General features: G+C 47.5%; 23 protein-coding genes. 21 read left to right on the top strand and 2 right to left on the bottom strand.

The window, feature by feature from the left end:
- Positions 1-111: 111 nt before the first annotated feature.
- The 8 genes from AC6I1H_RS08580 (at position 112) to AC6I1H_RS08545 (ending at position 9139) form a co-directional block, all read left to right on the top strand.
- Positions 112-1338: an HlyD family secretion protein gene (locus tag AC6I1H_RS08580; protein ID WP_497740526.1), complete on the top strand. Its 1227-nt coding sequence runs from the start codon at positions 112-114 to the stop codon at positions 1336-1338.
- Positions 1339-1358: 20 nt separating this feature from the next.
- Entirely contained in the window at positions 1359-2309 is a 951-nt protein-coding gene (locus AC6I1H_RS08575) for an ABC transporter ATP-binding protein (RefSeq protein WP_497740525.1), read from the top strand.
- The gene (locus tag AC6I1H_RS08570; RefSeq protein ID WP_497740524.1) at positions 2302-3255 is read left to right on the top strand and encodes an ABC transporter ATP-binding protein; all 954 of its coding nucleotides are present in this window, start codon (positions 2302-2304) and stop codon (positions 3253-3255) included. The genes AC6I1H_RS08575 and AC6I1H_RS08570 overlap by 8 nt, the downstream gene beginning before the upstream one ends.
- Positions 3256-3279: 24 nt before the next feature.
- The gene (locus AC6I1H_RS08565; RefSeq protein WP_497740523.1) at positions 3280-4419 is read left to right on the top strand and encodes an ABC transporter permease; all 1140 of its coding nucleotides are present in this window, start codon (positions 3280-3282) and stop codon (positions 4417-4419) included.
- Between the two features lie 14 nt (positions 4420-4433).
- Positions 4434-5162, top strand: a complete 729-nt coding sequence (locus AC6I1H_RS08560) for a TetR/AcrR family transcriptional regulator (protein ID WP_497740522.1) — start codon at positions 4434-4436, stop codon at positions 5160-5162.
- Positions 5163-5574: 412 nt separating this feature from the next.
- A complete protein-coding gene (locus tag AC6I1H_RS08555; RefSeq protein WP_497740521.1) occupies positions 5575-7266 on the top strand; it encodes an efflux RND transporter periplasmic adaptor subunit in 1692 nt (563 codons plus the stop codon).
- 43 nt (positions 7267-7309) lie between these two features.
- Positions 7310-7954 (top strand): ABC transporter ATP-binding protein, encoded by a 645-nt coding sequence (locus tag AC6I1H_RS08550; protein WP_497740749.1) that lies wholly within the window; start codon positions 7310-7312, stop codon positions 7952-7954.
- On the top strand, positions 7955-9139 hold the full coding sequence (locus AC6I1H_RS08545; protein ID WP_497740520.1) for an ABC transporter permease: 1185 nt from the start codon (positions 7955-7957) through the stop codon (positions 9137-9139). It abuts the gene before it with no gap.
- A 33-nt stretch (positions 9140-9172) separates the two neighbouring features.
- Here the strand turns inward: AC6I1H_RS08545 and AC6I1H_RS08540 are convergent, their stop codons facing one another.
- The gene (locus AC6I1H_RS08540; RefSeq protein WP_497740519.1) at positions 9173-9481 is read right to left on the bottom strand and encodes a TMEM165/GDT1 family protein; all 309 of its coding nucleotides are present in this window, start codon (positions 9479-9481) and stop codon (positions 9173-9175) included.
- A gap of 381 nt (positions 9482-9862) precedes the next feature.
- Between AC6I1H_RS08540 and guaB the strand changes: the two genes are divergently transcribed.
- The 8 genes from guaB (at position 9863) to radA (ending at position 20363) form a co-directional block, all read left to right on the top strand.
- Entirely contained in the window at positions 9863-11311 is a 1449-nt protein-coding gene (gene guaB, locus AC6I1H_RS08535; protein WP_497740517.1) for an IMP dehydrogenase, read from the top strand.
- A gap of 246 nt (positions 11312-11557) precedes the next feature.
- Positions 11558-13630 (top strand): elongation factor G, encoded by a 2073-nt coding sequence (gene fusA, locus AC6I1H_RS08530; protein WP_497740516.1) that lies wholly within the window; start codon positions 11558-11560, stop codon positions 13628-13630.
- A 90-nt stretch (positions 13631-13720) separates the two neighbouring features.
- A complete protein-coding gene (locus tag AC6I1H_RS08525) occupies positions 13721-13969 on the top strand; it encodes a hypothetical protein (RefSeq protein WP_497740515.1) in 249 nt (82 codons plus the stop codon).
- Between the two features lie 248 nt (positions 13970-14217).
- Positions 14218-14703, top strand: a complete 486-nt coding sequence (locus AC6I1H_RS08520) for a CtsR family transcriptional regulator (protein ID WP_497740514.1) — start codon at positions 14218-14220, stop codon at positions 14701-14703.
- Positions 14700-15230 (top strand): UvrB/UvrC motif-containing protein, encoded by a 531-nt coding sequence (locus AC6I1H_RS08515; RefSeq protein WP_497740513.1) that lies wholly within the window; start codon positions 14700-14702, stop codon positions 15228-15230. The genes AC6I1H_RS08520 and AC6I1H_RS08515 overlap by 4 nt, the downstream gene beginning before the upstream one ends.
- A gap of 11 nt (positions 15231-15241) precedes the next feature.
- Positions 15242-16294: a protein arginine kinase gene (locus tag AC6I1H_RS08510; protein ID WP_497740512.1), complete on the top strand. Its 1053-nt coding sequence runs from the start codon at positions 15242-15244 to the stop codon at positions 16292-16294.
- Between the two features lie 10 nt (positions 16295-16304).
- Positions 16305-18743 carry an ATP-dependent Clp protease ATP-binding subunit gene (locus AC6I1H_RS08505; RefSeq protein ID WP_497740511.1) on the top strand — a complete coding sequence of 813 codons (2439 nt, stop codon included), beginning with the start codon at positions 16305-16307 and terminating at the stop codon, positions 18741-18743.
- A gap of 279 nt (positions 18744-19022) precedes the next feature.
- On the top strand, positions 19023-20363 hold the full coding sequence (gene radA, locus AC6I1H_RS08500; RefSeq protein ID WP_497740509.1) for a DNA repair protein RadA: 1341 nt from the start codon (positions 19023-19025) through the stop codon (positions 20361-20363).
- Positions 20364-20448: 85 nt separating this feature from the next.
- Here radA and AC6I1H_RS08495 read toward each other — a convergent pair whose 3' ends face one another.
- Complete coding sequence (locus AC6I1H_RS08495) at positions 20449-20844, bottom strand: nucleoside triphosphate pyrophosphohydrolase family protein (protein ID WP_497740507.1); 396 nt, start codon at positions 20842-20844, stop codon at positions 20449-20451.
- Between the two features lie 225 nt (positions 20845-21069).
- On the opposite strand from AC6I1H_RS08495, the gene AC6I1H_RS08490 reads away from it, so the two are divergent.
- The 5 genes from AC6I1H_RS08490 (at position 21070) to AC6I1H_RS08470 (ending at position 24562) form a co-directional block, all read left to right on the top strand.
- Entirely contained in the window at positions 21070-21546 is a 477-nt protein-coding gene (locus tag AC6I1H_RS08490) for a CarD family transcriptional regulator (protein WP_497740506.1), read from the top strand.
- Between the two features lie 135 nt (positions 21547-21681).
- A complete protein-coding gene (locus AC6I1H_RS08485) occupies positions 21682-22773 on the top strand; it encodes a PIN/TRAM domain-containing protein (protein ID WP_497740504.1) in 1092 nt (363 codons plus the stop codon).
- Between the two features lie 10 nt (positions 22774-22783).
- Positions 22784-23485, top strand: a complete 702-nt coding sequence (gene ispD, locus AC6I1H_RS08480) for a 2-C-methyl-D-erythritol 4-phosphate cytidylyltransferase (RefSeq protein ID WP_497740503.1) — start codon at positions 22784-22786, stop codon at positions 23483-23485.
- A gap of 4 nt (positions 23486-23489) precedes the next feature.
- Entirely contained in the window at positions 23490-23963 is a 474-nt protein-coding gene (gene ispF / locus AC6I1H_RS08475) for a 2-C-methyl-D-erythritol 2,4-cyclodiphosphate synthase (RefSeq protein WP_497740502.1), read from the top strand.
- A gap of 17 nt (positions 23964-23980) precedes the next feature.
- The gene (locus tag AC6I1H_RS08470) at positions 23981-24562 is read left to right on the top strand and encodes a Uma2 family endonuclease (protein WP_497740501.1); all 582 of its coding nucleotides are present in this window, start codon (positions 23981-23983) and stop codon (positions 24560-24562) included.
- Positions 24563-24673: the final 111 nt, after the last annotated feature.

Here is a 24673-nt window from a genome sequence, read left to right as displayed (position 1 = left end):
GTCTGTGATTATAGTCACTTTTCACTGGCACATTTCACTTGACAATGCGTAGGGATCAGTATAAAATTATTCATAAATGAATGAGCATTCACTCACAGAGGGGGTTAGAAAATGAAATTTCTTATGCCAAGACCGAAAAAAATTAAAAATCTCATCGTGCCGATTATTATCATTATTTTATTGTTTTCGCTTCTCTATGTAAACCTCTTCGGCAAAGAAGAGACTTCCATAAAGCGTACGGCGGAGGGAACGTTTCTCGAGGCTTCAGGTATTGTGGAGAACAACACAGTGGTGGTGAGCAGCGAGGTTCCCGGCATTTTGGCTAAGCTTTATGTGAAAGAAGGAGACCGAGTGGCAAAAGGGCAGATCGTAGCAAAAATCGACGATGCGGTGCTTCAAAAACAGTACCTACAGGCGCAGGACAACGTGAAGCTTGCTGAAACGAAATTAAATGCCGTAAAAGTGGCCATTGAAAATTTGAAAGTGCAGAATCAAAACCAGATAAGTCAGGCGTATAACGCCTATATGGCGGCAAAAGCGCAGTATGATAAAATAGAATCCGGCCCGAGGCCCCAGGAAATCCGGCAGGCCGAAGAAGCGGTGGCTCAGGCGGAAACGGTTTTTGAAAACGCCCGGGAAAATCTCACCAGAATGGAGAATTTGCTGAACGAAGGGGCGGTGGCAAGACAGAAGTATGATGAGGTCAAGACGGCCTATGATGTGGCAAAAGCCCAGCTGGAAGCGACTAAGGAAAAATTGAGCCTGCTTAAAGAAGGAGCTTCCATTGAAGAAAGGGATGTGGCCCGTGCCCAGGCGTCATCCGCCGAGGCGGCTTACCACCTGACGGTATCCTCCGCCGAGGCCCAGATGGACGCAAAGGAGAAAGAGTTGGTGATGGCAAAAACACAGCTGGAGCAAGCGGTGACTGCTATGCAGCAGGCCAGGGACCAGCTGGAAAAGACAATCATTAAATCCCCGGTGGACGGAGTGGTCTATGTAAAATCTCTAAACGAGGGAGAGATGGCGCCTGTCGGCGCACCCATAGTGGAAATCCTCGATATAAGCGACACCCGCCTTGACGTATATGTGGCTGAATCGGATATAGGGCTTGTCAAACTTCATCAGAAAGCTAGGATTTACGTAGACTCTTTTCCGGGCAAAGTTTTTGAGGGTGAAGTAATCGAAATAAGTTCCAGGGCCGAATTTACACCAAAAAACATCCAGACCAAAAAAGAAAGGGTAAATACTGTGTTTAAAGTCACAATCAAAATAGCGGACACATCGGGTGCCGTGAAGCCGGGGATGCCTGCGGATGCGCAGATAAAGATAAGCAGATAAAGATAAAATGAGGTGATAGCATGGATGAGGCCATAAGGACTTCTATGCTGACGAAGCGTTTCGGCGACATCACAGCGGTTAACGGCATGGACCTTTCGGTAAAAAAAGGGACTATTTTCGGGCTGGTAGGCCCGGACGGGGCGGGCAAGACCACCACTATCAGGATACTGTGCGGCATCCTTTTACCGGATGAAGGGGAGGCCTTTGTAGGAGGATACAATACTGTTGCACAGGCAGAACAGCTTAAAGAATACATAGGTTACATGCCCCAGCGTTTCAGCCTGTACGGGGATCTTACAGTCATGGAAAATCTGGAGTTCTACGCCGAAATATACCAGGTGCCGCGGCGGGTCAGGAGGGAAAGGATAAAAGAACTCCTGGCCTTCAGTAATTTGGCGGCTCATGTCGGAAAACTCGCAGACCAGCTTTCAGGCGGTATGAAGCAGAAACTGGCGCTTTCCTGCAATCTAATTCATACCCCGGAATACCTTTTCCTGGACGAACCCACGACGGGGGTGGACCCGGTGGCCCGGCGGGAGTTCTGGAAAATCCTGTTTGGCCTGAAAAACCAGGGCACCACCATATTTGTGAGTACACCTTACATGGACGAGGCGGAAAGGTGCGACGAGGTGGGGCTCATGTATAACGGAGACATAATCCGGCTGGATAAGCCTGAAAACATGATAAAGGGTTTTGAAAGAGAATTGCTTTCGGTATCCGTTGACAACATTTTTAAAGCCAGGGATTATGCAGGTGAGCTGCCGTACGTCGAAGATGTTTACATATACGGCGAGGAACTTCACATAATCGTAAGCGATTTTAATTACGCCAGAGACAGACTGGCACTGGATTTTGGAGATAAAAATATAAAAACGTTTGACATAAAAAAGATTAGCCCCAGCCTCGAAGACGTTTTTATAACAAGTGTCAGGGAAATGAAAAAAGATATGGAGGTGAGGCGGGGTGCCTAATGCAGTAGAGATAAGGAATCTCACAAAAAAGTTCGGGGATTTTACGGCGGTCAACAATGTGAGTTTTGACATAAGGGAAGGCGAGATTTTCGGATTTCTGGGCCCTAACGGGTCGGGCAAGACGACGGTTATCCGGATGCTCATCGGTTTAATTGCGCCCACTTCGGGTTCGGGTAAGGTGCTGGGCTACGACATTGTGAAAGAATCGGAAAAAATAAGGTTGAACGTAGGCTACATGTCCCAAAAATTCAGCCTCTATGAGGAACTGACAGTGGAAGAAAACCTGGATTTTTACGCCGGGGTATATCTTGTGCCGAAGGATGTCTTGAGGCAAAGAAAAAAGGAAATTCTTGAAATGGCGGACCTAGTAGGCAGGGAGGATTACATAACCTCCACATTGTCCGGAGGCTGGAAACAGAGGCTGGCCCTCGGGTGCGCCATTATCCACAACCCCCGATTTTTATTCCTGGACGAACCCACCGGAGGAGTAGATCCCGTGGCCCGGCGACAGTTCTGGGACCTGATATACAGACTGTCGGAAAAGGGCGTGACAATTATGGTGACAACGCACTACATGGACGAGGCGGAGCACTGCAATACCATAGGGTTCATACATTACGGCAATCTCCTGGCGCTGGATACGCCCGGCAATCTGAAAAGAAAGAAAATGAAGGGCCATATTGTAGAGATAAAATGCGACAGGCTCATGGATTCCCTTGAGTTGTTAAAATCGGCCCCTTTTGTAATTGATGCGGCCGTACACGGTGCCGGACTTCATGCGGTGGTGGAAGACGCGAGGCGTTATCTGGGGGACATAAGACGGCTGCTGGAAGGCGCCGGTATAAATGTGCACAGCGCCGAACACGTGACACCTTCACTGGAGGATGTGTTTGTCTTCCTGGTGGAGGAAAAGAGCCGGGATAAGGTCTTAACAGAGATAAAATAATAGCTCATGAAAGGAAGTATTAGAATGAAACTCAATATCAGAAGAATATTGGCCATTATTAATAAAGAATTTATCCAGATACGCCGCGACCCGAGGACGGTGGCCTTAATACTTCTAATGCCGATAATGCAGCTTTTGCTTTTTGGCTATGGGGTTTCCAGCAATGTAGACCATGTGTCCACAGCGGTGTTGAACCTGGACATCGGCAGGCAAAGCCGTGATTTATTGGAAAGATTCACCAACTCTCAGTATTTCGATCTGAACTATTTTGCAAAGAGTATAGACGAAGTTAGAATGCTTGTCGATAAGGGAAGCGCAAAGGCGGGTATTATCATCCCGCCAGACTACTCCGAGAACATCAGCAAGGGCAAGACTGCTCAAATACAGCTGGTGGTGGACGGCACGGACCCTACCACGGCCCAGGTGATATTGTCAAGCGCCGGTTCCGTGGCCCAGATGTTTTCAACGGAAATTGCCTCGGAGCGTATCATGAAGATGACGCAGGGCAGAAATATGCCGGGCGTGCTTGACTTGAGACCCAGAGTATGGTATAACCCGGATATGGACAGCGTTTGGTTCAACATACCGGGGCTGATAGGAATAATACTCCAGAACATCACGCTTATGCTCACATCGTTTGCTCTGGTGAGAGAAAGGGAAAGAGGTACCCTTGAACAGCTGATTGTCACACCCATCACCAGAATGGAGCTGATGGTGGGCAAGATTATTCCCTATGTTATCATCGGCTTTGTAGACCTCATACTGGCGGTGGGCATGGGGACCCTCTGGTTTAAAGTCCCGATAAAAGGCAATATCCTGCTGCTTTTTGGTATTTCCGTCATGTTTCTTTTGGGAGCGCTTGGAATAGGGCTTTTCATATCCACCATCTCCCATACACAGCTGCAAGCCATGCAGCTTTCGATGTTCCTTATAATGCCGAATATACTTTTGTCCGGCTTTATGTTTCCACGGGATGCCATGCCGAAATTTGTATATCTTATCAGCAATTTTATTCCTCTCACGTACTTTTTGAAAGTACTCAGAGGCATAATACTTAAAGGCATAGGCCTGCGCTATTTGCTGACGGAGTCCATGATTCTGGCACTCTTCGGAATGAGTTTACTGGTGCTGGCTGCAAATAAATTCCAGAAGCGCATCGGGTAAAAAGAAAGATTAGAGTGAGAAAGAAGCGCCATCCGGAAACGCTCCGGGAAAGGAGAAAATGGAGCGTATTGATGAAGAATTTCTTTGAACGTAGCGGAAATCTGCAAACGGTTCAGTGGATTGTTAAAATTTGTCGGGGAGAGGTGATTAAAATTAAGAAAGAATTGATCAGGAAAGCCGCCATAGACGTGATAGCGGAAAACGGTTTTTTCAACGCTACGGTGGACAGGATCGCCGCCAGGGCCGGGGTGGCGGTAGGTACCGTATACAACTATTTTGAAAGAAAAGAAGACATTCTTGACTACATTTTCCAGGTAGAGTATGAAAAAAGGGTGAGTTTTCTCGAAGATTTGAAAAAAAGAGATACAGGTCCGGTGGAAAAGATTCGGGAAATCATGAATATGCATTTTTCCGAGATGAAGAAAAATCCGAATCTGGCAAAAGTCCTTTTGAACGAGCGGGGTTTTGCGGAGCATGACAGGATGGTCCATGTGAAAAAATTTGAAGAACTTCCGGCACGCATTAAAGATATCATACAGGAAGGCGTTGATAAAGGATTTATAAGAAAGTGCAACCCGGAAATTCTTTCGGTGATTATATTCGGTGCTGTGGAAGCTTTGATGACAAAGTTTATTCTTGAAAATAAAAACGGTGAGATATCTGACATCTTTGATGCAGCCCTGGAAGAAATGTCAAACCTATTGGAAAAGGGTTTGGCTCAAAGCCCCGGTGAATCCTGCTAAGCAAGGAGGGTGATAGTATGGCCAAACACTATGAAGACAAGATAATGATTCTTGATGAAAAGAAACTTGATAAATAATATAATCGATAACATTTTTACAATACAGGATATAAAAGATATTGATAAGTATTTATGATAATTAAAAGTCCGGCTAATCCGGACTTTTGGTTTTTTCTATCACAGGCTAAAGACTATAAAGAATATTTGTAATATGGTGTCAAGCAATCACTTATTGAATATTATGATACTTTCTGCGATAATAGCAACAGAGCCTCCTGTAAAAGGATTTGGTTCAAAAAAACAAATCTTAAGAAATTCTTAAGATTTTTCTCACCGATTTATCACCAATAAATGGTATACTAAAAAAGAATTTAATATAAAATTTAATAACTTTACGAATGGAGGTTTAGGCATTGCCGAAAAAATTAATTAAAACACTGGTTATTTTCGTACTGATTGCTGCGGCGGTTTTTGCGGGTTATAAGTGGTGGAACGGCAATAATTCTTCAAAGAAAACCCTTGCGCAGACTTCATCCATAGCCAGAGTGACCAGGGGTGACCTGGAAAAAGTAATTTCGGCATCGGGCACTCTTGAGCCGATGGACCAGGACACCATTTATTTGAAGGTTGATGGGACGGTAAAGAAGGTCTACCACAAGGAAGGAGACGTTGTAAAGAAAGGAGACCTGCTTTACGAGCTGGAGGACCCTTTACTTGAAATCAGCCTCAAAAAGGCTCAGGTATCCATTTCTCAGGCAAAACTGAATCTGAATGAGGCTTTGAAAAAGAGGAACAAACTAGTGGTATATGCCCCGGAGGACGGAGTTGTAAAATCGCTAGACGTTAAAGTTGGGGATTCCGTCAGTGAAAGCACTGTGCTTGCCACAACTCTGAACGAAAAGAAGAATAAGGTCAATGCCCCCTTTAATTCTGCACAGATAAAGAATATAAAAGTGGGGCAGAAGGCTGAAGTATTTTTTGTGGATTACCTCTATTCTGTCGAGGGAACGGTGACAAAGGTGGATAGCGTTGCCACTCCCGCATCTTCGGGAGCGCGGTATTATTATGTAACGGTTGAAATCGACGGAAATTACTATGTTGACGGGCAGGATCTGGCCACACAGGTCTACATATCAACGCCGAACGGCAAAGAACAGGCACTGGAGCAGGTAAATATCGAACAGATGGATACCGTGGAAATAAAGCCCAAAATATCTTCGAAGATTAAAGAGATATATGTTGAAGAGGGAGATACCGTAAAGAAGGGCCAGAAGCTGTTCCTGCTCGATGATGAGGACATAGAAACGAACATTGAGCAGTTGCAGATGAGTTTGCATCAAGCGGAGCTCGACTACCAGTCCAAGCTGGAAGACAAGAAGAATCTGCTGGTATATGCGCCCATCGACGGCACCATAATTGAGCAGAACGTTAGGGAAGGCGACCTCATCAAGGTATCAAACAGCAGCAGCTCCTCCAATGAGGCAGCGGCAGTCATTGTCGATTATTCAAAGATGCAGGTAGTGCTCGCTATTGATGAACTCGACATTACAAGCATACAACTCGGGATGCCCGTCAAAATAACAGCGGATGCGGTATCTGGTGAAGAATTCCAGGGAGTTGTAGAAAAGATTGCAGATGAAGGGACGAGCCAGAATAATGTATCCACGTTCGATGTTACGGTCACCCTCGATAAGACTCCAAAACTTAAGGCGGGCATGACTGTGGATGCGGAAATCACTGTGGCCAAGAAGGAAAACGTGCTCATGCTGCCCGTCGCCGCAGTGCAGCAAAAGGACGGCAAGAGCTATGTAATTCTTGCAAATGGCGAGACATCGAGCGAAGGCGAGGCTAAAAACGGCCAAAAAAGCGCCGAACAGGCAAACGCCAGCGGCAAGTCCGGCGCGGGAAATGCCGCAAGGCGCGCCAATATGAACATGGTGGAGGTTAAGACCGGCATAAGCAATGACGATTATATTGAGATTGTGAGCGGCTTGAACGAAGGGGATATGGTGCTCGTGCCGACCAGCTCCTCATCGAGCAGCTCCAGCAGACAGGGCGGTCCGCCTATGGGCCCAATACCTATGGGAGGAGGACCCAGGGGGTGATGACGTGGTAATAAATCTCGAAAACGTATATAAAATTTATGAAATGGGAGACACGGCTGTACATGCCCTGGATGATGTCAGTTTAAAAATAGACGAAGGCGAATTTGTGGCCATCGTCGGGCCTTCTGGCTCCGGCAAGTCCACCTTAATGAACATCTTGGGCTGTCTCGACACTCCCACTTCGGGCAAATATGAATTCGAAGGCAGGGATGTCTCAAGGCTGAACGACAATGAGCTGGCAGCCATCCGCAACCGCAGGATCGGCTTCGTGTTTCAAAATTTCAACCTGCTTCCAAAGCTTACGGCTTTGGAGAACGTGGAACTTCCGCTGATGTATGCGGGAAAAAGCGCCTCTTTCAGAAGGAACCGGGCAAAGGAAATGCTGGAAGCCGTAGGCCTTGGAGGAAGGCTGCACCATAAGCCTAAGGAGCTTTCCGGAGGGCAGCAGCAGAGGGTGGCCATTGCCAGGGCCCTTTCTGCCGACCCTCCCATAATCTTGGGGGATGAACCCACAGGAAACCTTGATACCAAATCGGGCAAAGAGATCATGGAGATTCTGAAGGCATTGAACAAGAACGGTAAAACCATTATTCTGATAACTCACGACTTAAATGTCGCAAGACAAGCACAGAGGAACGTGCACATTCAGGACGGAAAAATAGTAAGAGATGAAAAGGTGGTAGGCTGAATGGATATAATTCAGACGATCAAACTTGCCTTCAGAGGCATTATAGACAATAAGATGCGGTCCTTTCTAACGATGCTCGGGATAATAATAGGCGTCACCTCAGTCATAGCCCTGGTTTCCATAGGCCAGGGTACCACTGCAAAGGTGACCGAGCAGATACAGAGTATGGGGTCCAACCTTCTTACCGTGAACATAATGGGAAGGGGCGCCACCACGACGCTGAGCTACGACCAGGCCATGGAGTTCATGAATAGTTCTTATATAAGCGGCGTTGCACCGGTAATTTCTGATTCCGTCACGGTTGAACACGGCAATGTAAACGAAGAAGACATCACGCTGCAGGGCGTAAACGAATACCTTCTGTCGGTCCGAAACTACAGCGTGGATAATGGAAGATTCTTTACAGCTCAGGAGATTCAATCGCGGAAAAGGGTTGCCGTGCTGGGTTCCGAGATTGCAAGCAACCTGTTTGGATTTGTCGACCCGGTTGGGCAGACGGTAAAGATTAAAGGCTATAATTTTGAAGTAATTGGTGTCATGAAATCTTCCAGTTCAATGATGGGCTCGACGGACGAGCAGGTCTTCATCCCCATAACGCTTGCGGAAAGAATCCTGCAGTCGAGGGGAGTCAGGATGATATATATCCAGGCTTCCGACAAGGATGCCGTATCATCCGCAAAGACGGAGATATCAACCAAACTCGACAAGATATTCAGGGTAAAGTCTGAAGACGATAATTTTTCTTACAGGATTTTTGACCAGAGCGAGATGCTGGAGACCATCAATGAAACGTCTCAGACAATGACGCTCATGCTTGGCGGAATTGCGGCCATATCGCTCCTCGTCGGAGGAATCGGAATCATGAATATTATGTTGGTTTCGGTTACTGAACGCACACGCGAAATAGGAATCAGAAAGGCGCTTGGCGCACGAAAGATAGATATATTGAACCAGTTTCTCATAGAATCCCTGGTTTTAAGCGGTATCGGCGGGATCATAGGCGTGATCTTTGGGTACATCACAAGCTGGGGGCTGGGCAGGGTCATGAGCATGAGCACCAAGACCACATTGCCCGTAGTAATAATAGCATTTAGCTTTTCTATCTTTGTCGGAGTGTTCTTCGGCATTTATCCCGCGAACAAGGCCAGCAATTTAAAACCCATCGACGCGCTGCGCTACGAATAGACAAAAGCCCGAACGAAATTAACGTTCGGGCTTTTAATGTGCCCGGCCCAGTTGCCGCAAGACGTCCGGTACTGCCTCCATGAGCACGAAAATTCCTATGCCCACAAACAATATGCCGGCGATGAGTTTGAGATATACCGTGGGGACATACCGGGCCACCAGATTGCCGAAAAGGGCCCCTATGAGGGTCACCACTATGAGTGCCAGGGAAGCCCCCAGAAAAACCGGGAGAGGCTTATTATACTGGGTTACCAGGGTAAAGACGGCAAGCTGGGTCTTGTCCCCCATTTCTGCAAGAAAGAGCATGCCGAAGGCCATGAAGAACAACTTTAAAAAGCTCATTTATTTAATCCCTCCAATTTTGATATTATGATATGTAAAAAAAGGACCTTTATTTCGGCAAAAACTGCCGAAATAAAGGTCTCATTCCCGAAATTTACGGTGAAAGCCCAGGCGGAATACGCCCCGAAGTACATATCCACCAGCGTGTTGAGCTTCCATAAGCCCGAAGGCCGAACTACTCCCCTTTATTTTTAATCAAATATGATGTCACTTTGGAGTTTAGAACAACACCTTTTGTTTTTATAATATCATTTAATACGCATTTTGTAAATATATGTCTTTTGCCGCACTCCCTTGACATGCCCGTTAAACTTTGATAAGATTTGGCATAATAAATTTAAATGAGTTACGTGAAATTTCTTTTATAATGGGGGCGATGTCTTGGATAAATTTCAAAAGGAGGGTTTAAGCTTCGACGATGTGCTGGTCCTTCCGGCAAAATCCGAGGTACTTCCAAAAGATGTGGATGTGAGCACAAGACTTACAAATAAGATACGCCTGAATATCCCCATCATCAGCGCCGGCATGGATACGGTCACCGAAGCAAGACTTGCAATAGCTCTAGCCCGGGAGGGCGGCATAGGCATTATTCATAAAAACATGTCCATTGAAAGACAGGCCATGGAAGTGGACAAGGTTAAAAGGTCCGAACACGGCGTAATTGTGGATCCGTTTTATCTTTCTCCGGAGAACATTATAAGAGATGCGCTGGAGCTTATGGAACGTTACAGGATATCCGGAGTGCCCATCACTGAAAACGGCAGGTTGGTGGGAATTATAACCAACCGGGACCTGCGGTTCGAGGACGACATGAACAGGAAGATAAAGGACGTCATGACAAAGGAAAATCTGGTGACTGCTCCGGAAGGCACCACACTGGATGAAGCCAAAGAAATTTTGAAAAGGCACAAGATAGAAAAGCTGCCCATAGTTGATACAAATTTTCATCTTAAAGGGTTAATCACCATAAAGGACATAGAGAAGGCCATAAAGTATCCCAACTCCGCCAAGGATAAGAGCGGCAGGCTGCTGGTAGGGGCGGCGGTGGGCGTGAGCAGGGACATGAATGAACGCCTCAAAGCTCTGGTGGACGCCAGGGTGGATGTGGTGGTAGTGGATACGGCCCACGGCCACTCCAGAGGAGTAATAGAAGCGGTCTGCCGCATAAAGGATAAATATCCGGAACTCCAGGTCATAGCGGGAAATGTGGCCTCTGCCGAAGCTACGAGAGATTTGATAAAGGCCGGTGCGGATGCTGTGAAGGTGGGCATGGGGCCGGGGTCCATATGCACCACCAGGGTCGTGGCAGGCATCGGAGTGCCTCAGGTCACGGCCATATATGACTGTGCCGAAGAAGCCAGGATTTACAATATTCCTATCATCGCTGATGGCGGCATAAAGTATTCTGGAGACATTGTCAAGGCCATCGCCGCAGGAGCCGATTCCGTGATGATAGGCAGCCTTTTTGCAGGCACCGAAGAAAGCCCGGGAGATATAGAGATATACAAGGGGCGCAGCTTTAAGGTATACCGCGGCATGGGTTCCGTGGGCGCCATGGAGGAAGGCAGCAGGGACCGTTATTTCCAGGAAGATGTTAAAAAGCTTGTGCCCGAAGGTGTGGAAGGCAGGGTTCCCTATAAGGGGCCGCTTTCGGAGACCGTGTACCAGCTGGTGGGCGGCCTCCGAGCAGGCATGGGTTACTGCGGGGCGAAAAACATAGAAGAATTGAAGAAGGCAAAATTTGTAAGAATTACATCCGAAGGTCTACGGGAAAGCCACCCCCATGACATCTATATTACCAGGGAAGCGCCCAACTATACTCAGATGTAGCGGCCCAAAATACCCCATCCGGGATACCGGCGGGGTATTTTTTTCATAATATGCTTCGATATGCCTTGTGCCAGCTTATAAAAATGAAATATTCAGGGAAACTAAAATCATAAAAAACACGGTATGCCAATAAATATAATATTTGTAAAAAAAATTTAGCAGGAAAAAGCAAAATCAAAGTAGAATAGATATAATAAAATTAATTCAAAAAATATTATCGTAGTAACTACAAGGAGGAGATCAGGTTTGAAAAGCTACAAAAGTGACATGATAAGAAACGTAGGCTTGATTGCCCACAGTGGATCCGGGAAGACATCCCTGGCCGAAGCCATGCTTTACACATCCGGCGCTATAGACCGCCTTGGGAAAATCGATGAGGGGAATACCACCTGCGACTTCGACCCCGAGGAAATCAAAAGAAGGATATCCATTTCGACCGCATTTGCGCCCTGTGAGTGGAAAAATAATAAAATAAACATACTGGACACTCCGGGTTATTTTGACTTTGTGGGAGAAGTAAAGAGCGCAATCCGCGTGGTGGAAAGCGGCATCATAGTGACGTGTGCGGTGTCGGGTGTCGAGGTCGGCACGGAGCAGGTAAAAAAATATGCCGACGAAGCAGGTTTGCCCCACATTTTTTTCATAAATAAAATGGATCGGGAAAATGCCAATTTTTACAAAGTGCTAGATCAGATTCGTCAGTTCTTCGGGCAGAAGGCCGTGCCGTTCCAGCTACCCATAGGCGCCGAGGCCAATTTCAAGGGCGTTGTGGATATAGTGCATAAGAAAGCTTACTCCTTTGAGGCGAAAGGCGTAAAGGAGTGCCCTGTCCCTGAGGAACTGAAATCCGAAATGGAAAATTACCGTTCCATGCTGGTGGAAGCCGTGGCCGAGACCGACGACGACCTCCTCACCAAATACCTGGAAGGAGAAGAATTGAGTGAAGAAGAAATACAGAAAGGCCTGCGAAGTGGTGTGCAAAAAGGCGCCATATATCCGATACTCTGCGGTTCGGCCCTTACAAATAAAGGCATAAGCCTTCTCATGGACACCATCTGTGATTACATGCCTTCTCCTCAGGACAGGGCTGCCGAAAAGGGCGTAAACCCGGTGACGAATGCGGAAGAAACAAGGGAATGCAGAGTGGACGCGCCGCTTTCGGCACTGGTCTTTAAAACCATGGCAGACCCTTATGTTGGTAAATTGACCATCTTTAAAGTATTTTCCGGAAAACTTCAATCCGATTCAACGGTATATAACGCAACAAAAGGCGAGAGCGAGAAAATCGGTCAGCTCTATGTTATGAAAGGCAAGAAGCAGGAAAATGTGGCTGAAGTGGTGGCTGGCGACATCGCTGCGGTGGCCAAACTACAGTATACCTCCACCAATGATACCCTGACGGACAGGGAGCATCCTGTGGTGCTCTCGGGCATTGAATTCCCGAAACCGGTGCTGGCGATGGCCGTCCAGCCCAAGTCCCAGGGCGATGAGGAAAAGATATCCGCGGGTCTCACAAGGCTCATGGAAGAAGACAGGACCTTTGAACTCATAAAAAATACAGAAACAGGCCAGCTTCTCGTTTCCGGAATGGGCGAAATTCACCTGGAGGTGCTGGCCGGCAAGCTGGCCAACAAATTCGGCACGGAAGTCGTTTTGGAAGTACCGAAAGTTCCCTATCGGGAGACCATAAGGACCTCGGTCAAAGTGGAAGGTAAACACAAGAAGCAGAGCGGCGGCCGCGGCCAGTACGGACATGTGTGGCTGGAGCTTCAGCCTCTTGAATCGGAGGACGGTTTCGAGTTTGAAGATAAGATTTTTGGAGGCGCCGTTCCGAAGCAGTATATTCCCGCCGTGGAAAAAGGAATAAGAGAATCCCTCAAATCCGGCGAACTGGCAGGCTATCCTGTGGTGGGAGTGAAAGCTATCCTTTATGACGGTTCCTTCCATCCGGTGGATTCCTCGGAAATGGCGTTTAAAATAGCGGCTTCCATGGCCTTCAAGAAAGGCACATCCCAGGCAAAGCCCGTGCTGCTGGAGCCCATCATGGATATAGAAGTTGTGGTGCCTGAGAGCTACATGGGAGATATTATCGGCGATCTCAACAAGCGCAGGGGCAGGATAATGGGCATGGAGCCCAGAGACGGCATGCAGCATATAAAAGCTCAGGCGCCCATGGCGGAGATGTTCCGCTATGCCACTGACCTTCGTTCTATGACCCAGGGCCGCGGCTCCTTCACTTCCAAATTCAGCCATTATGAGGAAGTCCCGGCACAGCTTGCAGAAAAAATAATAGCGGAAGCAAATCAGGCTGCGGGTTGATTTGTCAGAATGTTCCTATCCCCTTTGGTATGTATGCCCTGCCTTTAGGAGAAACTTAAAATATGTAATTATAAAAAGGGAGGGCACATAATGATAAAGACTCCAAAGACTCCTAAGATTCGGGCAGGCCATACGCCGGACCGGGGAGAAGATATTAACAAGAAGAAGGTAGATAGCCTGTTAGAAGATGAATTGATGGATGACACCATGTACGGCGAGATTATCCCCAGCCTTATGGGATGGACTTCTTCCGAGGAACAGGAGGAAAGAACAAACCACCTCATCGAGATTTCTGAAGAGTTGAAAGGCGGCAAAAAGAGGCGGGGCAAAAAAAGATAGTCAATTACTAGAGGGAGAAGCAAAGCCTCCCTCTAAATTTTATAAAACTATTCAGCAATGAGTCAGTTGTGAGTCAGGGGACGGTTCCTTTGAGTCAGGGGACGGTTCCTTGACTCATCTTGATGAGTCAAGGAACCGTCCCCTGACTCAAAAGAAATTTTTGAAAGGGCTTGCAAAATTTTCATAAGTAAAATATAATATAGTTAAAGGTCAGAGAAAGTCAAATTATCGTCGAGAGGGGGAATTTGATGGCGAATCTTGCAGACCTCATCGAAGATTTCATAAAAGACATGTTTAGCAGGCTTCCAGGCGGCATACTGGACATTCAGAGAAACGAGATGGCAAACCGATTCGGTTGTGCGCCCTCTCAGATAAATTACGTTCTCACGACTCGTTTCACCTTGGAAAGGGGATATTTTGTAGAGAGCCGCCGGGGAGGAGGCGGATACATTCGCATCAGGAAGTTAAAAATAAGAGAAGATGAATTTTTAAAGGAAATAATAGAATATATAGGAGACTCCATATCGGGTTCTGAAGCCCGGGCCATAGTGGCAAGGCTAAGGGAAGAAAAAATAATAAGCGACAGGGAGAGAGAGCTCCTCAATGCGGTCATAAACCCGTATACTCTGGCCATCCCTCTTCCAGAGAGGGATAGGCTGAGGGCTAGGATATTAAAGGCCGTGATTACGGCCATTATGGACTTTGAAGCAAGGAAAGGGGGAGAATTATCATGATGTGTCAGGAGTGCAATATGCGCCCCGCAACCGTCCATATCACAAAGATAGTCAACGGTGAAAAAACCCAGATGCATTTATGTGAAGAGTGTGCAAGGCAGAAACACCTGGGAATTTCAATCGGCATGAATCCCTTTGATTTTGACAACGTTCCGGGTTTTTCTCTGGGAAAACTTCTGTCCAGCTTTTTTGAGGAACCGCAGCAGGTCAGACAAAAATCCGATGAGCTCAGGTGTAACCGCTGCGGGTTGACTTTCCCAAGGTTCACCGAAACCGGCCGTTTCGGATGCAGCAACTGCTACAACTCTTTCAAGGGGCAGTTGGATCCCATGCTCAGGAGGATCCACGGTAAGACCTACCATGTGGGCAAAGTGCCCCGCCGCAGCGGCAGTGACATTAGGCTGAAAAACGAAATAAACAGATTGAAAAGAGAACTGCAGGAGGCCATAAATGCCGAGGAATATGAAAGGGCGGCTGTTATCAGGGACAGAATAAAAGAGATTGAACAAAAGAAAAATAAGGAATAGGAGGTGGAGGGATGGGAGTAAGCGAACTTGTAGATCCTTCCCGGATCGGCTGGATAAACGCCCCCGGCCCTGACGGCGACATTGTAATCAGCAGCAGGGTCAGGCTTGCCCGCAATCTGAAGGATGTCCCGTTTCCCCATCTCCTTTCGGAAGCCGGGGCAAGGGATATCATAAACCAGGTGTATGAAGCCTTCAGGTCCAACCCAGTGCTTTCAAGGAATGCCGAACTTTATATCATGGATGAGCTTTCTTCTGAACAGAAAAATATGATGGTGGAAATGCATCTCATAAGCCTGGATCTTTCGGCTTCGAAAAAAGGGGCCGTGATTATCAACGAGGACAGGACGGTAAGCATAATGATAAATGAAGAGGATCATCTGCGGATACAGACGGTGTTCCCCGGCTTGAATCCCGAGAAGGCTTATGACCTTGCGGGCAAAGTGGACGATGTGCTGGAAGAAAAACTGGATTTCGCTTTTGACGAAAGGATAGGTTACCTTACGGCATGCCCAACCAACGTGGGCACGGGCATCAGGGCATCGGTCATGATGCATCTTCCAGTGCTCACCATGATGAATCAGATCGGCCAGATTTTTTCAACCATAACCCAGCTGGGCCTGGTGGTTCGCGGGCTCTACGGAGAAGGGACTCAGGCAAACGGAAATCTTTATCAGATATCAAACCAGATAACTCTTGGGAAATCCGAGGAGGATATCATTCGGAATCTTATTGGAGTCGCCCGCCAGATAATAACCAGTGAGCGAAAGGCCCGTCAGAACCTTTCGGGCGAAGCTAGGCTGCGCGTGGAAGATAAAATTTTGAGGTCTTACGGCCTGCTCACCAATGCAAGGCTCATGACTTCTCAGGAAGCCCTGGCCTGTATCTCTGATGTAAGATTGGGCATAGACATGGGGATTATAAAAAATATCAAACCACAGGACATGAATCAGTTATTTATTATTACAGGCCCCGCCTATATTCAGGAAATATCCGGCAGAACCCTTTCACCCACTGAAAGGGATTTGAGCAGGGCGGATTTTATCAGGCAAAAAATGATGAAATGAGGTGAATCAAATGAACGGAAAGTTTACCGAAAGAGCGCAAAAAGTGGTGGCTTACGCCCAGGAGGAGGCAAGGCGCCTCAACCACAATGTAATTGGGACGGAACATCTGCTGCTGGGGCTTATCCGCGAGGGTGAAGGAGTAGCCGCCAGAGCTTTGAAAAGCATGGGCGTCGACATACAGAAGGTCCGGCAGCAGGTGGAAATGATGATTGGCGTAGGACCTTTTGCCATCCAGGGACCCATAGGCTATACGCCCAGGGCAAAACGGGTGATGGAACTGGCGCTGGATGAATCCCGCAAGCTGGGGCACAATTATGTGGGCACCGAGCATATTTTGCTGGGTCTCATCCGGGAAGGCGAAGGGGTCGCCGCCCAGGTCCTTACGAATCTTGGGATTAACATGGAAAAAGCCCAGGCGGAGGTTTTAAACCTTCTGGGAACCGATCCCAAAGCCGCCGCCACGTATAAAAAGCCTGCCAACACTCCCACCCTCAACCAGTTTGGCAGGGATCTCACTGAACTTGCTTCCGAAGGCAAGCTGGACCCCGTGATAGGCCGCCAGAAGGAGATTGAAAGGGTGCTGCAGGTGCTCACCCGCCGCACCAAGAATAACCCCTGCCTCATAGGGGAACCGGGGGTAGGCAAGACCGCGGTGGTGGAAGGCCTCGCCCAGAGGATCATTGAACAGGATGTGCCCGAGATTTTAAAGGATAAAAGAGTGGTGAGCCTGGATATGGCTTCCATGGTAGCGGGCACTAAATTCCGCGGAGAATTCGAAGAAAGATTGAAAAAGGTGATAAATGAAATAAAACAGGCCGGCAATGTGATACTTTTCATTGATGAAATGCATACCATCATAGGAGCCGGAGCAGCCGAAGGAGCCATAGACGCTTCCAATATATTGAAACCGGCGCTGGCCCGGGGCGAACTCCAGACCATCGGAGCCACGACCCTTGACGAATACAGGAAACATGTGGAAAAGGACCCGGCGCTGGAAAGGCGTTTCCAGCCTATAATGGTGGAAGAACCCACCGTGGAAGACACAATAAGCATACTCCAGGGCTTGAGAGACCGCTACGAAGCCCATCACCGGGTGAAGATATCCGACGAAGCCCTCGTGGCCGCGGCAAAGCTGTCACACAGGTACATCACCGACCGCTTCCTGCCCGACAAGGCCATTGATTTAATCGACGAAGCCGCTTCCAGAGTACGGCTGAAAACCCTTACGACCCCCCCGGAGTTGAAGGAACTGGAGGATGAACTTGATGCGGTGCGCAAGGAAAAGGATGCGGCGATAAAAGCCCAGGAGTTCGAAAAAGCCGCCAGGCTCAGAGACAAAGAGCAGGAAATAAAGGCCAAGGTAGACAGCTTAAAGGATAAATGGCATAAGGAACACAAGCTGGATAAAATCACCGTGACTGAAGAAGATATTTCACAGATAGTTTCAAGTTGGACCGGAATTCCAGTAAAGCGCCTGGCTGAAGAAGAATCCGAGCGGCTGCTCAAAATGGAAGAGATACTTCACAGGAGGGTGATAGGGCAGGACGAGGCCGTGAAAGCCATTGCCAGAGCCCTGAGAAGGGCCAGGGCGGGGCTCAAAGATCCTTCAAGGCCTATAGGATCTTTCATATTCCTCGGTCCCACCGGCGTGGGCAAGACGGAGCTTGCCAGAGCCCTGGCCGACGCCATGTTTGGCGACGAGGACGCCATGATCAGGCTGGATATGTCCGAATACATGGAGAAATTTGCCGTATCCAGGATGGTTGGAGCGCCTCCGGGATATGTGGGATATGAAGAAGGCGGGGAGCTTACCGAAAAGGTGCGCAGAAAGCCTTACTCCGTAGTGCTTTTTGATGAAATAGAAAAAGCACATCCCGATGTTTTCAACATACTCCTGCAGATATTGGAAGACGGCAGACTTACCGATTCCAAGGGCAGAACTGTCGACTTCAGGAATACCATAGTGATTATGACCTCCAATGTCGGGGCAAACCTGATACAGAAATCCCGGGTGCTGGGTTTTACTCCCGAGCAGGAAGAAGAAAGAAATTACACCGCAATGAAGGACAGAGTGCTGGAAGAACTTCGCCGCACCTTCAGGCCCGAATTTTTGAACAGGGTTGACGAAATCATAGTGTTCCACGCCCTGACAGAAGAAAATATCAGGGCTATAGTGACCCTTATGGTAAACGAAGTAAATGACAGATTGAAAGAAAACGACATATCCATCGAAGTCACCGATGCGGCAAAGGATTTACTGGCGAAAGAGGGCTTTGATCCGATGTACGGCGCAAGGCCTTTAAGAAGGGTAATTCAAAAGCGAATTGAAGACCGCCTGTCCGAAGAACTGCTCAAAGGCAACATTTCTGCAGGAGACACGGTGCTCATTGACGTGCACGATGGTGAACTCACATTTAAAAGAAAAGAATTATCAGTGACAAACAGGTGACAGAGGCGGTAAGTCAGAATATAACTTAATTATAGGCGCTGCAAAAGGAGAGGGGTTAAAACCCCATCTCTTTTTTTATTCCGTTAACCTCACCGGCAGATTATGTTATAATTAATAGAGCAGAAGCCGAAGCCGGAGGAACGTCTTCCGACATTGATAGGAAATCGAAGGCCGGAGGTGAGAAGACGGAATAAAAGGATTTGCCGAAAAGGTAAATCCGACTTAATCCGACTTCTGATTTCTGACCTCCGACTTCCGATATAACGGGGAGGGGAAACATTGAAGGAAAAAAAGAGATATGTGTGCCAGCAATGCGGCTCGGTAGCCGTAAAGTGGATGGGCCGGTGTCCCGAGTGCGGAAGCTGGAACAGCATCGTGGAGGAGACGGTTCATCCTGCAAATAAAAGCGTTTCCTCAAGTAAAAAGCCCGAACTCATTGATAAAGTGGAATATTCGGAAGAGGAGCGCATAACCACGTCAATTGCGGAACTGGATCGAGTGCTCGGCGGCGGGATAGTCCCGGGCAGTCTGGTGCTCCTGGGAGGCGATCCCGGCATAGGCAAATCCACCCTCATGCTTCAGACATGCGGTTTTTTGAGCGGGGAGAAAAAAGTGCTTTACGTGTCCGGAGAGGAATCGGCAAAGCAGATAAAGCTCAGAGCGGGCAGGCTTGGAATAACCGGAGGGCAGCTTTACATACTGGCCGAAAACGACATAAACGGCATCGAAGCAGCTGTCAGGGAACTTTCGCCGCCTGTGGTGGTGGTAGACTCCATTCAGACCGTGTATTCTCCCGAGGTGGAGTCGGGGCCGGGCAGTGTAAGCCAGATAAGGGAATCCACGGTGAGGTTGATGAAGCTGTCCAAAAATGCCGGGCCTGCCATATTTATAGTGGGGCATGTTACAAAGGAAGGAAACCTGGCGGGCCCAAAACTGTTGGAGCATATGGTGGATTGCGTGCTGTATTTCGAAGGAGAAAGGTATCATTCTTACAGAATTTTAAGGGCTGTTAAAAACAGGTTTGGATCCACGAATGAAATAGGCATTTTTGAGATGAGGGATAAGGGGCTTGTGGAGGTGGAAAGCCCGTCAAAGTATCTTCTGTCCGGGAAGCTCCGGGGAGTTTCGGGTTCAGCCGTAGCATGCATTTTGGAAGGTACGAGGCCTCTGCTTGTGGAGGTGCAGGCGCTGGTGTCGGATTCCGGCTTCAACATACCGCGGCGTCAAACTTCCGGCTTGGATTACAACAGGGCAATGCTCCTTGTGGCGGTGCTGGAAAAAAAGCTTGGATATGCCATGGGACACGAGGATGTGTACATAAATGTGGCGGGAGGCATAAAAATAGAAGAACCCGCAGCCGATCTTGCAGTGGAAGTGGCGGTTGCGTCGAGTTTTAAAAATCGCCCGGTCCGGGAAAATATGGTGATCATAGGAGAAGTAGGACTTGCGGGAGAAGTAAGGTCGGCGAGTTTCATGGAAAAACGGGTGCAAGAAGCAGCAAAACTGGGTTTCACCGAAGCCGTAGTCCCCTATGAAAATGCAGCGGAGCTGGGAGGATTGAGGATTAAAATTGCAGGAGTAAGGACCGTGAAAGAGGCGGTAGACGCAGCTCTTTTGTGATAATAGAATCTATTTGCCTAGCCGCTCACCTCCAGCTTCCGATCTCTAATTTCTGACCTCGGACATCCAGCCTCAGACATCAGCTTTATGACATATTATATATCCCAAGGGTTGACAGCTTCTCGTTTTCGGTCAACAAAATATCGTAAATATTCAGGTCCAGAAGGTTACAAAGGGCAGCCAGATAAAAGAGATGGTTTCCCAATTCCTGCTCCAGTACTTCTCTGCATGACGGGCAAAGCTCTCCTTTTAAATGGGTGTCCATGTAAGAGCCAAGTTCCTGCAGTTTTATATGTCCGGGGATTTGCTGTTTTTTTGCGTTTATTTCCAGGCATCCGCAGCCGGTCACGGATTTTGCCACCGCTCTGTTGACCCTGGCGGATGTTTCCTGAATTTTCGTAAGCACGTCCAGGATGCTCCGGTGCCTCACAAGACAATTGGAAACCATATCCTGAAACTCATCGCAGATCAAATCTTTCACGCTAACTCCCCCTTGTTTTTTCTATCCTTAATTATAGTCGTCATATGGAGTATTTGTCAAACGGTTCGGATTTAAATCGGAGGGAAGATTTTAAAAACATCAAAGAAAAAACATAAAAAATTCGTTGACACATTATAGACATTGTAGTATAATAAAAATTTAACTTGACAAACAATTGGAAATATGTTATTTTTTTCATAGGATGCTTTCAGGGGGGAAACTTTGATGTTCAATATAGGGGATAAAATTGTATATCCCATGCATGGAGCGGGCATAATCGAGGCCATAGAAGAACGGGAAATCCTTGGAGAAAGGCAGAAGTATTATGTCATGAGGATGCCCATGGGAGATATGAAGGTCATGATCCCCATTAACAACATAAAAGAAATAGGAGTCCGCCAGGTGGCGGGCGAGGATGAGATACAGGAGATGTTGAACGTCCTGCGGGGCGAAAAGAGCAAGATGTCTTCCAACTGGAACCGCCGCTACAGGGCAAACATGGAGAAGATAAAGAGCGGAAACATATTCCAGGTGGCGGAAGTTGTGAGGAATCTAGCCCTTCGGGAAAAAGAAAAGGGTCTTTCCACAGGAGAGCGCAAGATGTTGGAAAATGCAAAGCACATATTGATTAGCGAAATAGTCTTGAGCAAATGTATAGGAGAACAGGAGGCTCTTCAGTTAATCGAAAGTGCATTTAACTGAAGGCTTTTTTTAATTGAGGCCGTGCCATAACCTACTATTTTCAGGGTGGATTTAATTATCATTTTATTATATAATGTAGAATGTATAGAAAATAACGAAGAAAAATGGCAATAATTTAAAACAGGAGGTGAAGCTGTGATCAATAAAATTATTCGTATAGCCATAGCCCTGATAGGCTTTCTTGCTGGCTACCAGATGCTGGCTCTGGCGCTGTATATCAACAGGATTTTAAAATTGATAGAACCCGGCTCTATTCCGGTACTTATGACCGAACTCGCCGGGGGTTTGATTTTCGCAATCATATTTTTTATTTTAAGTTCGGGGCTGATAAGGGGCGGCGCTCTGGCCAAGGAATGGATCGAAAACAGGCTTCAAAAGACTCCCATGAGGGATATTCTTTACGGTTTTCTGGGGCTGATAATGGGTCTTCTGGTTGCCAATCTTTTCGTGAGGGCTTTTGTAAGCATCCCATGGATAGGAGGCTATCTTCCCATAATAGCAAACATAGTGCTGGGCTATCTTGGAGCCAGCGTGGCTCTCAAGAAAAAGGAAGAGCTGTCGGGCATTATTAATTTGCCGAACCTGCTGAACCAGAAAAAGAATACTGCCCCCACCATCGTAAACTGGGTAAAGCCGAAGATTCTGGACACCAGCGTAATAATCGACGGCCGTATAGCTGATATCTGTAAGACCGGCTTTATTGAAGGCACTCTTGTGATACCGGGTTTCGTCCTGGAGGAGCTCAGGCATATAGCCGACTCTTCTGACGCCCTGAAGAGAAACCGAGGCCGAAGGGGGCTTGATATACTAAATAAAATTCAAAAAGAGCTCAATATAGATGTGGAGATATATGAAGGAAATTTTGAAGATATCGCCGAGGTCGACAGCAAGCTGGTGAAGCTGGCGCAGATACTTGACGGAAAGATAATCACCAACGACTTCAACCTGAACAAGGTGGCCGAGTTTCAAAATGTCCAAGTCTTAAACATCAACGAACTGGCCAATGCGGTAAAGCCGGTGGTGCTACCCGGAGAAGAGATGATGGTGCAGGTGATAAAGGACGGCAAGGAAACCGGCCAGGGAGTGGCTTACCTTGACGACGGCACCATGATAGTCGTGGATGGAGGCAAAAAGCATATAGGCGAGACCATTGGCGTGATGGTTACGAGTGTGCTTCAGACCGCTGCCGGCAGGATGATTTTTGCAAAACCCAAATCCCTTACCTGAGGTGAATCTTATGCAGGTTGGCGCCATCATAGCCGCCGGCGGCAGGGGGAAGCGCATGAATGCCGGTGTGCCTAAACAGTTTCTGGCGATAAAAGGTCATCCGATACTCTACTATACTCTGAGTACTTTTGAGTTTATCGGGCAGATTCAGGAAATCATACTGGTGGTGGGAAAAGAAGACCTGCACTATGCCCGGGAAGAAATCGTAGACAGGTACAGGTTTAAGAAAGTCAGGTTAGCGGAAGGCGGAGCCGAACGTCAGGATTCGGTATATAACGGTTTGAGGGAGCTTTCACCTCAAACCGATATTGTTGTTATACATGACGCTGTGAGGCCTTTTATTGCAAAGTCTATCATTGAAAAAAGTATACAGGCAGCCCGGGAGTACAGGGCCGTAGGGGTGGCTGTGCCGGTAAAGGATACCATTAAAGTGGTCGGCAGCGGAAATATAATAAAAAATACTCCCGACAGGAAAACCCTCTGGGCGATGCAGACGCCCCAGACCTTCGATTACGGGTTGATACTGCAGGCTCATGAGAGAGCTCGCAAAGAAGGGTTTTACGGGACTGACGACACTGTGCTGGTTGAGCGCATGGGGCTGCCGGTGCGGGTCATTGAGGGAGCCTATGAAAACATCAAAATAACCACTCCGGAAGATATCGTGATAGCCGAAACCCTGGTAACCCTAGGGTACGGCGATTTCAGGAGGTAATTACATGAGAGTCGGAATAGGTTTTGATGCCCACAGGCTTGTGGAGGGCAGAAAACTGGTGCTGGGCGGCGTGACGGTGCCTTTCGAAAAAGGGCTTCTGGGACATTCGGATGCGGATGTGCTGGTGCATGCCATAAACGACGCACTGCTGGGAGCTGCGGCACTGGGGGATATTGGAATGCACTTTCCGGACACCGACATGAAGTATAAGGATATCAGCAGCATATTGCTTATGAAAAAGGTGGGCAAGCTTCTGCGCGAGGCCGGGTTCGGCATAGTGAACATCGACTCGGTGATATGTGCTGAAAAGCCGAAGCTTTCGCCATTCATACGAAAGATGCGTCAGAACATAGCCGAAGCTCTGCACATTGCGGAGGAAAAAGTAAGCGTCAAGGCCACAACCACCGAAGGCATGGGCTATGAAGGCCGGGGCGAAGGCATATCCGCCCAGGCCGTGTGCATTATTAAAAAAATATGAGAAAGAAGATGGTGCGCATGAGAAACCAGGCATGGAAAACTAATCGAAAGTTTAATTATCAAGATTATCTGAACTGGCCTGATGATGAGAGGTGGGAATTGATTGACGGTACACCCTATGCTATGGCCCCGGCACCATCCCGCAAACATCAGGAAGCAGCGGTAGAGCTTCTTAGACAATTCTCGAATTATTTATTAGATAAATCATGCAAGGTGTATGGGGCTCCTTTCGATGTCAGATTGTCTGAACAGGAAACTAGAGATGAAGATGTCGAAACCGTAATACAACCTGACGTACTGGTGGTATGCGATGAAAGCAAGCTGGATGATAGGGGCTGCAGGGGAGCGCCTGATCTCATTATAGAGATAGTATCCCCCTCTTCGGCTTCTCTTGACTATATAAAAAAATTGGAATTATATGAAAGATATAAAGTAAAGGAATACTGGATAGTACAACCAGTAGATAAAATCGTAATGGTATATAAAATAGACCCGAGTGGAAAATACGGAAGGCCCGAAATTTATTCGCAGGAAGATAAAATAAAAGTAGGCATTTTTGATAATTTGACCATAGATCTTGGAATGGTTTTTAAAGAATAATTCAAGTTGCAGAAGAATCAGCAAGCGGCGAATTCCTTTTCGCGGAGGCGCCGCATTTTTATTTATAAACAAACTTAGGCCAATGTCCTGCATATACGGACATTTGTTTAC

This window comes from Biomaibacter sp. TOL (assembly GCF_059717795.1).
Note: the sequence above shows the minus strand (reverse complement) of the source record. Positions and strands in the feature narration are given on the sequence as shown.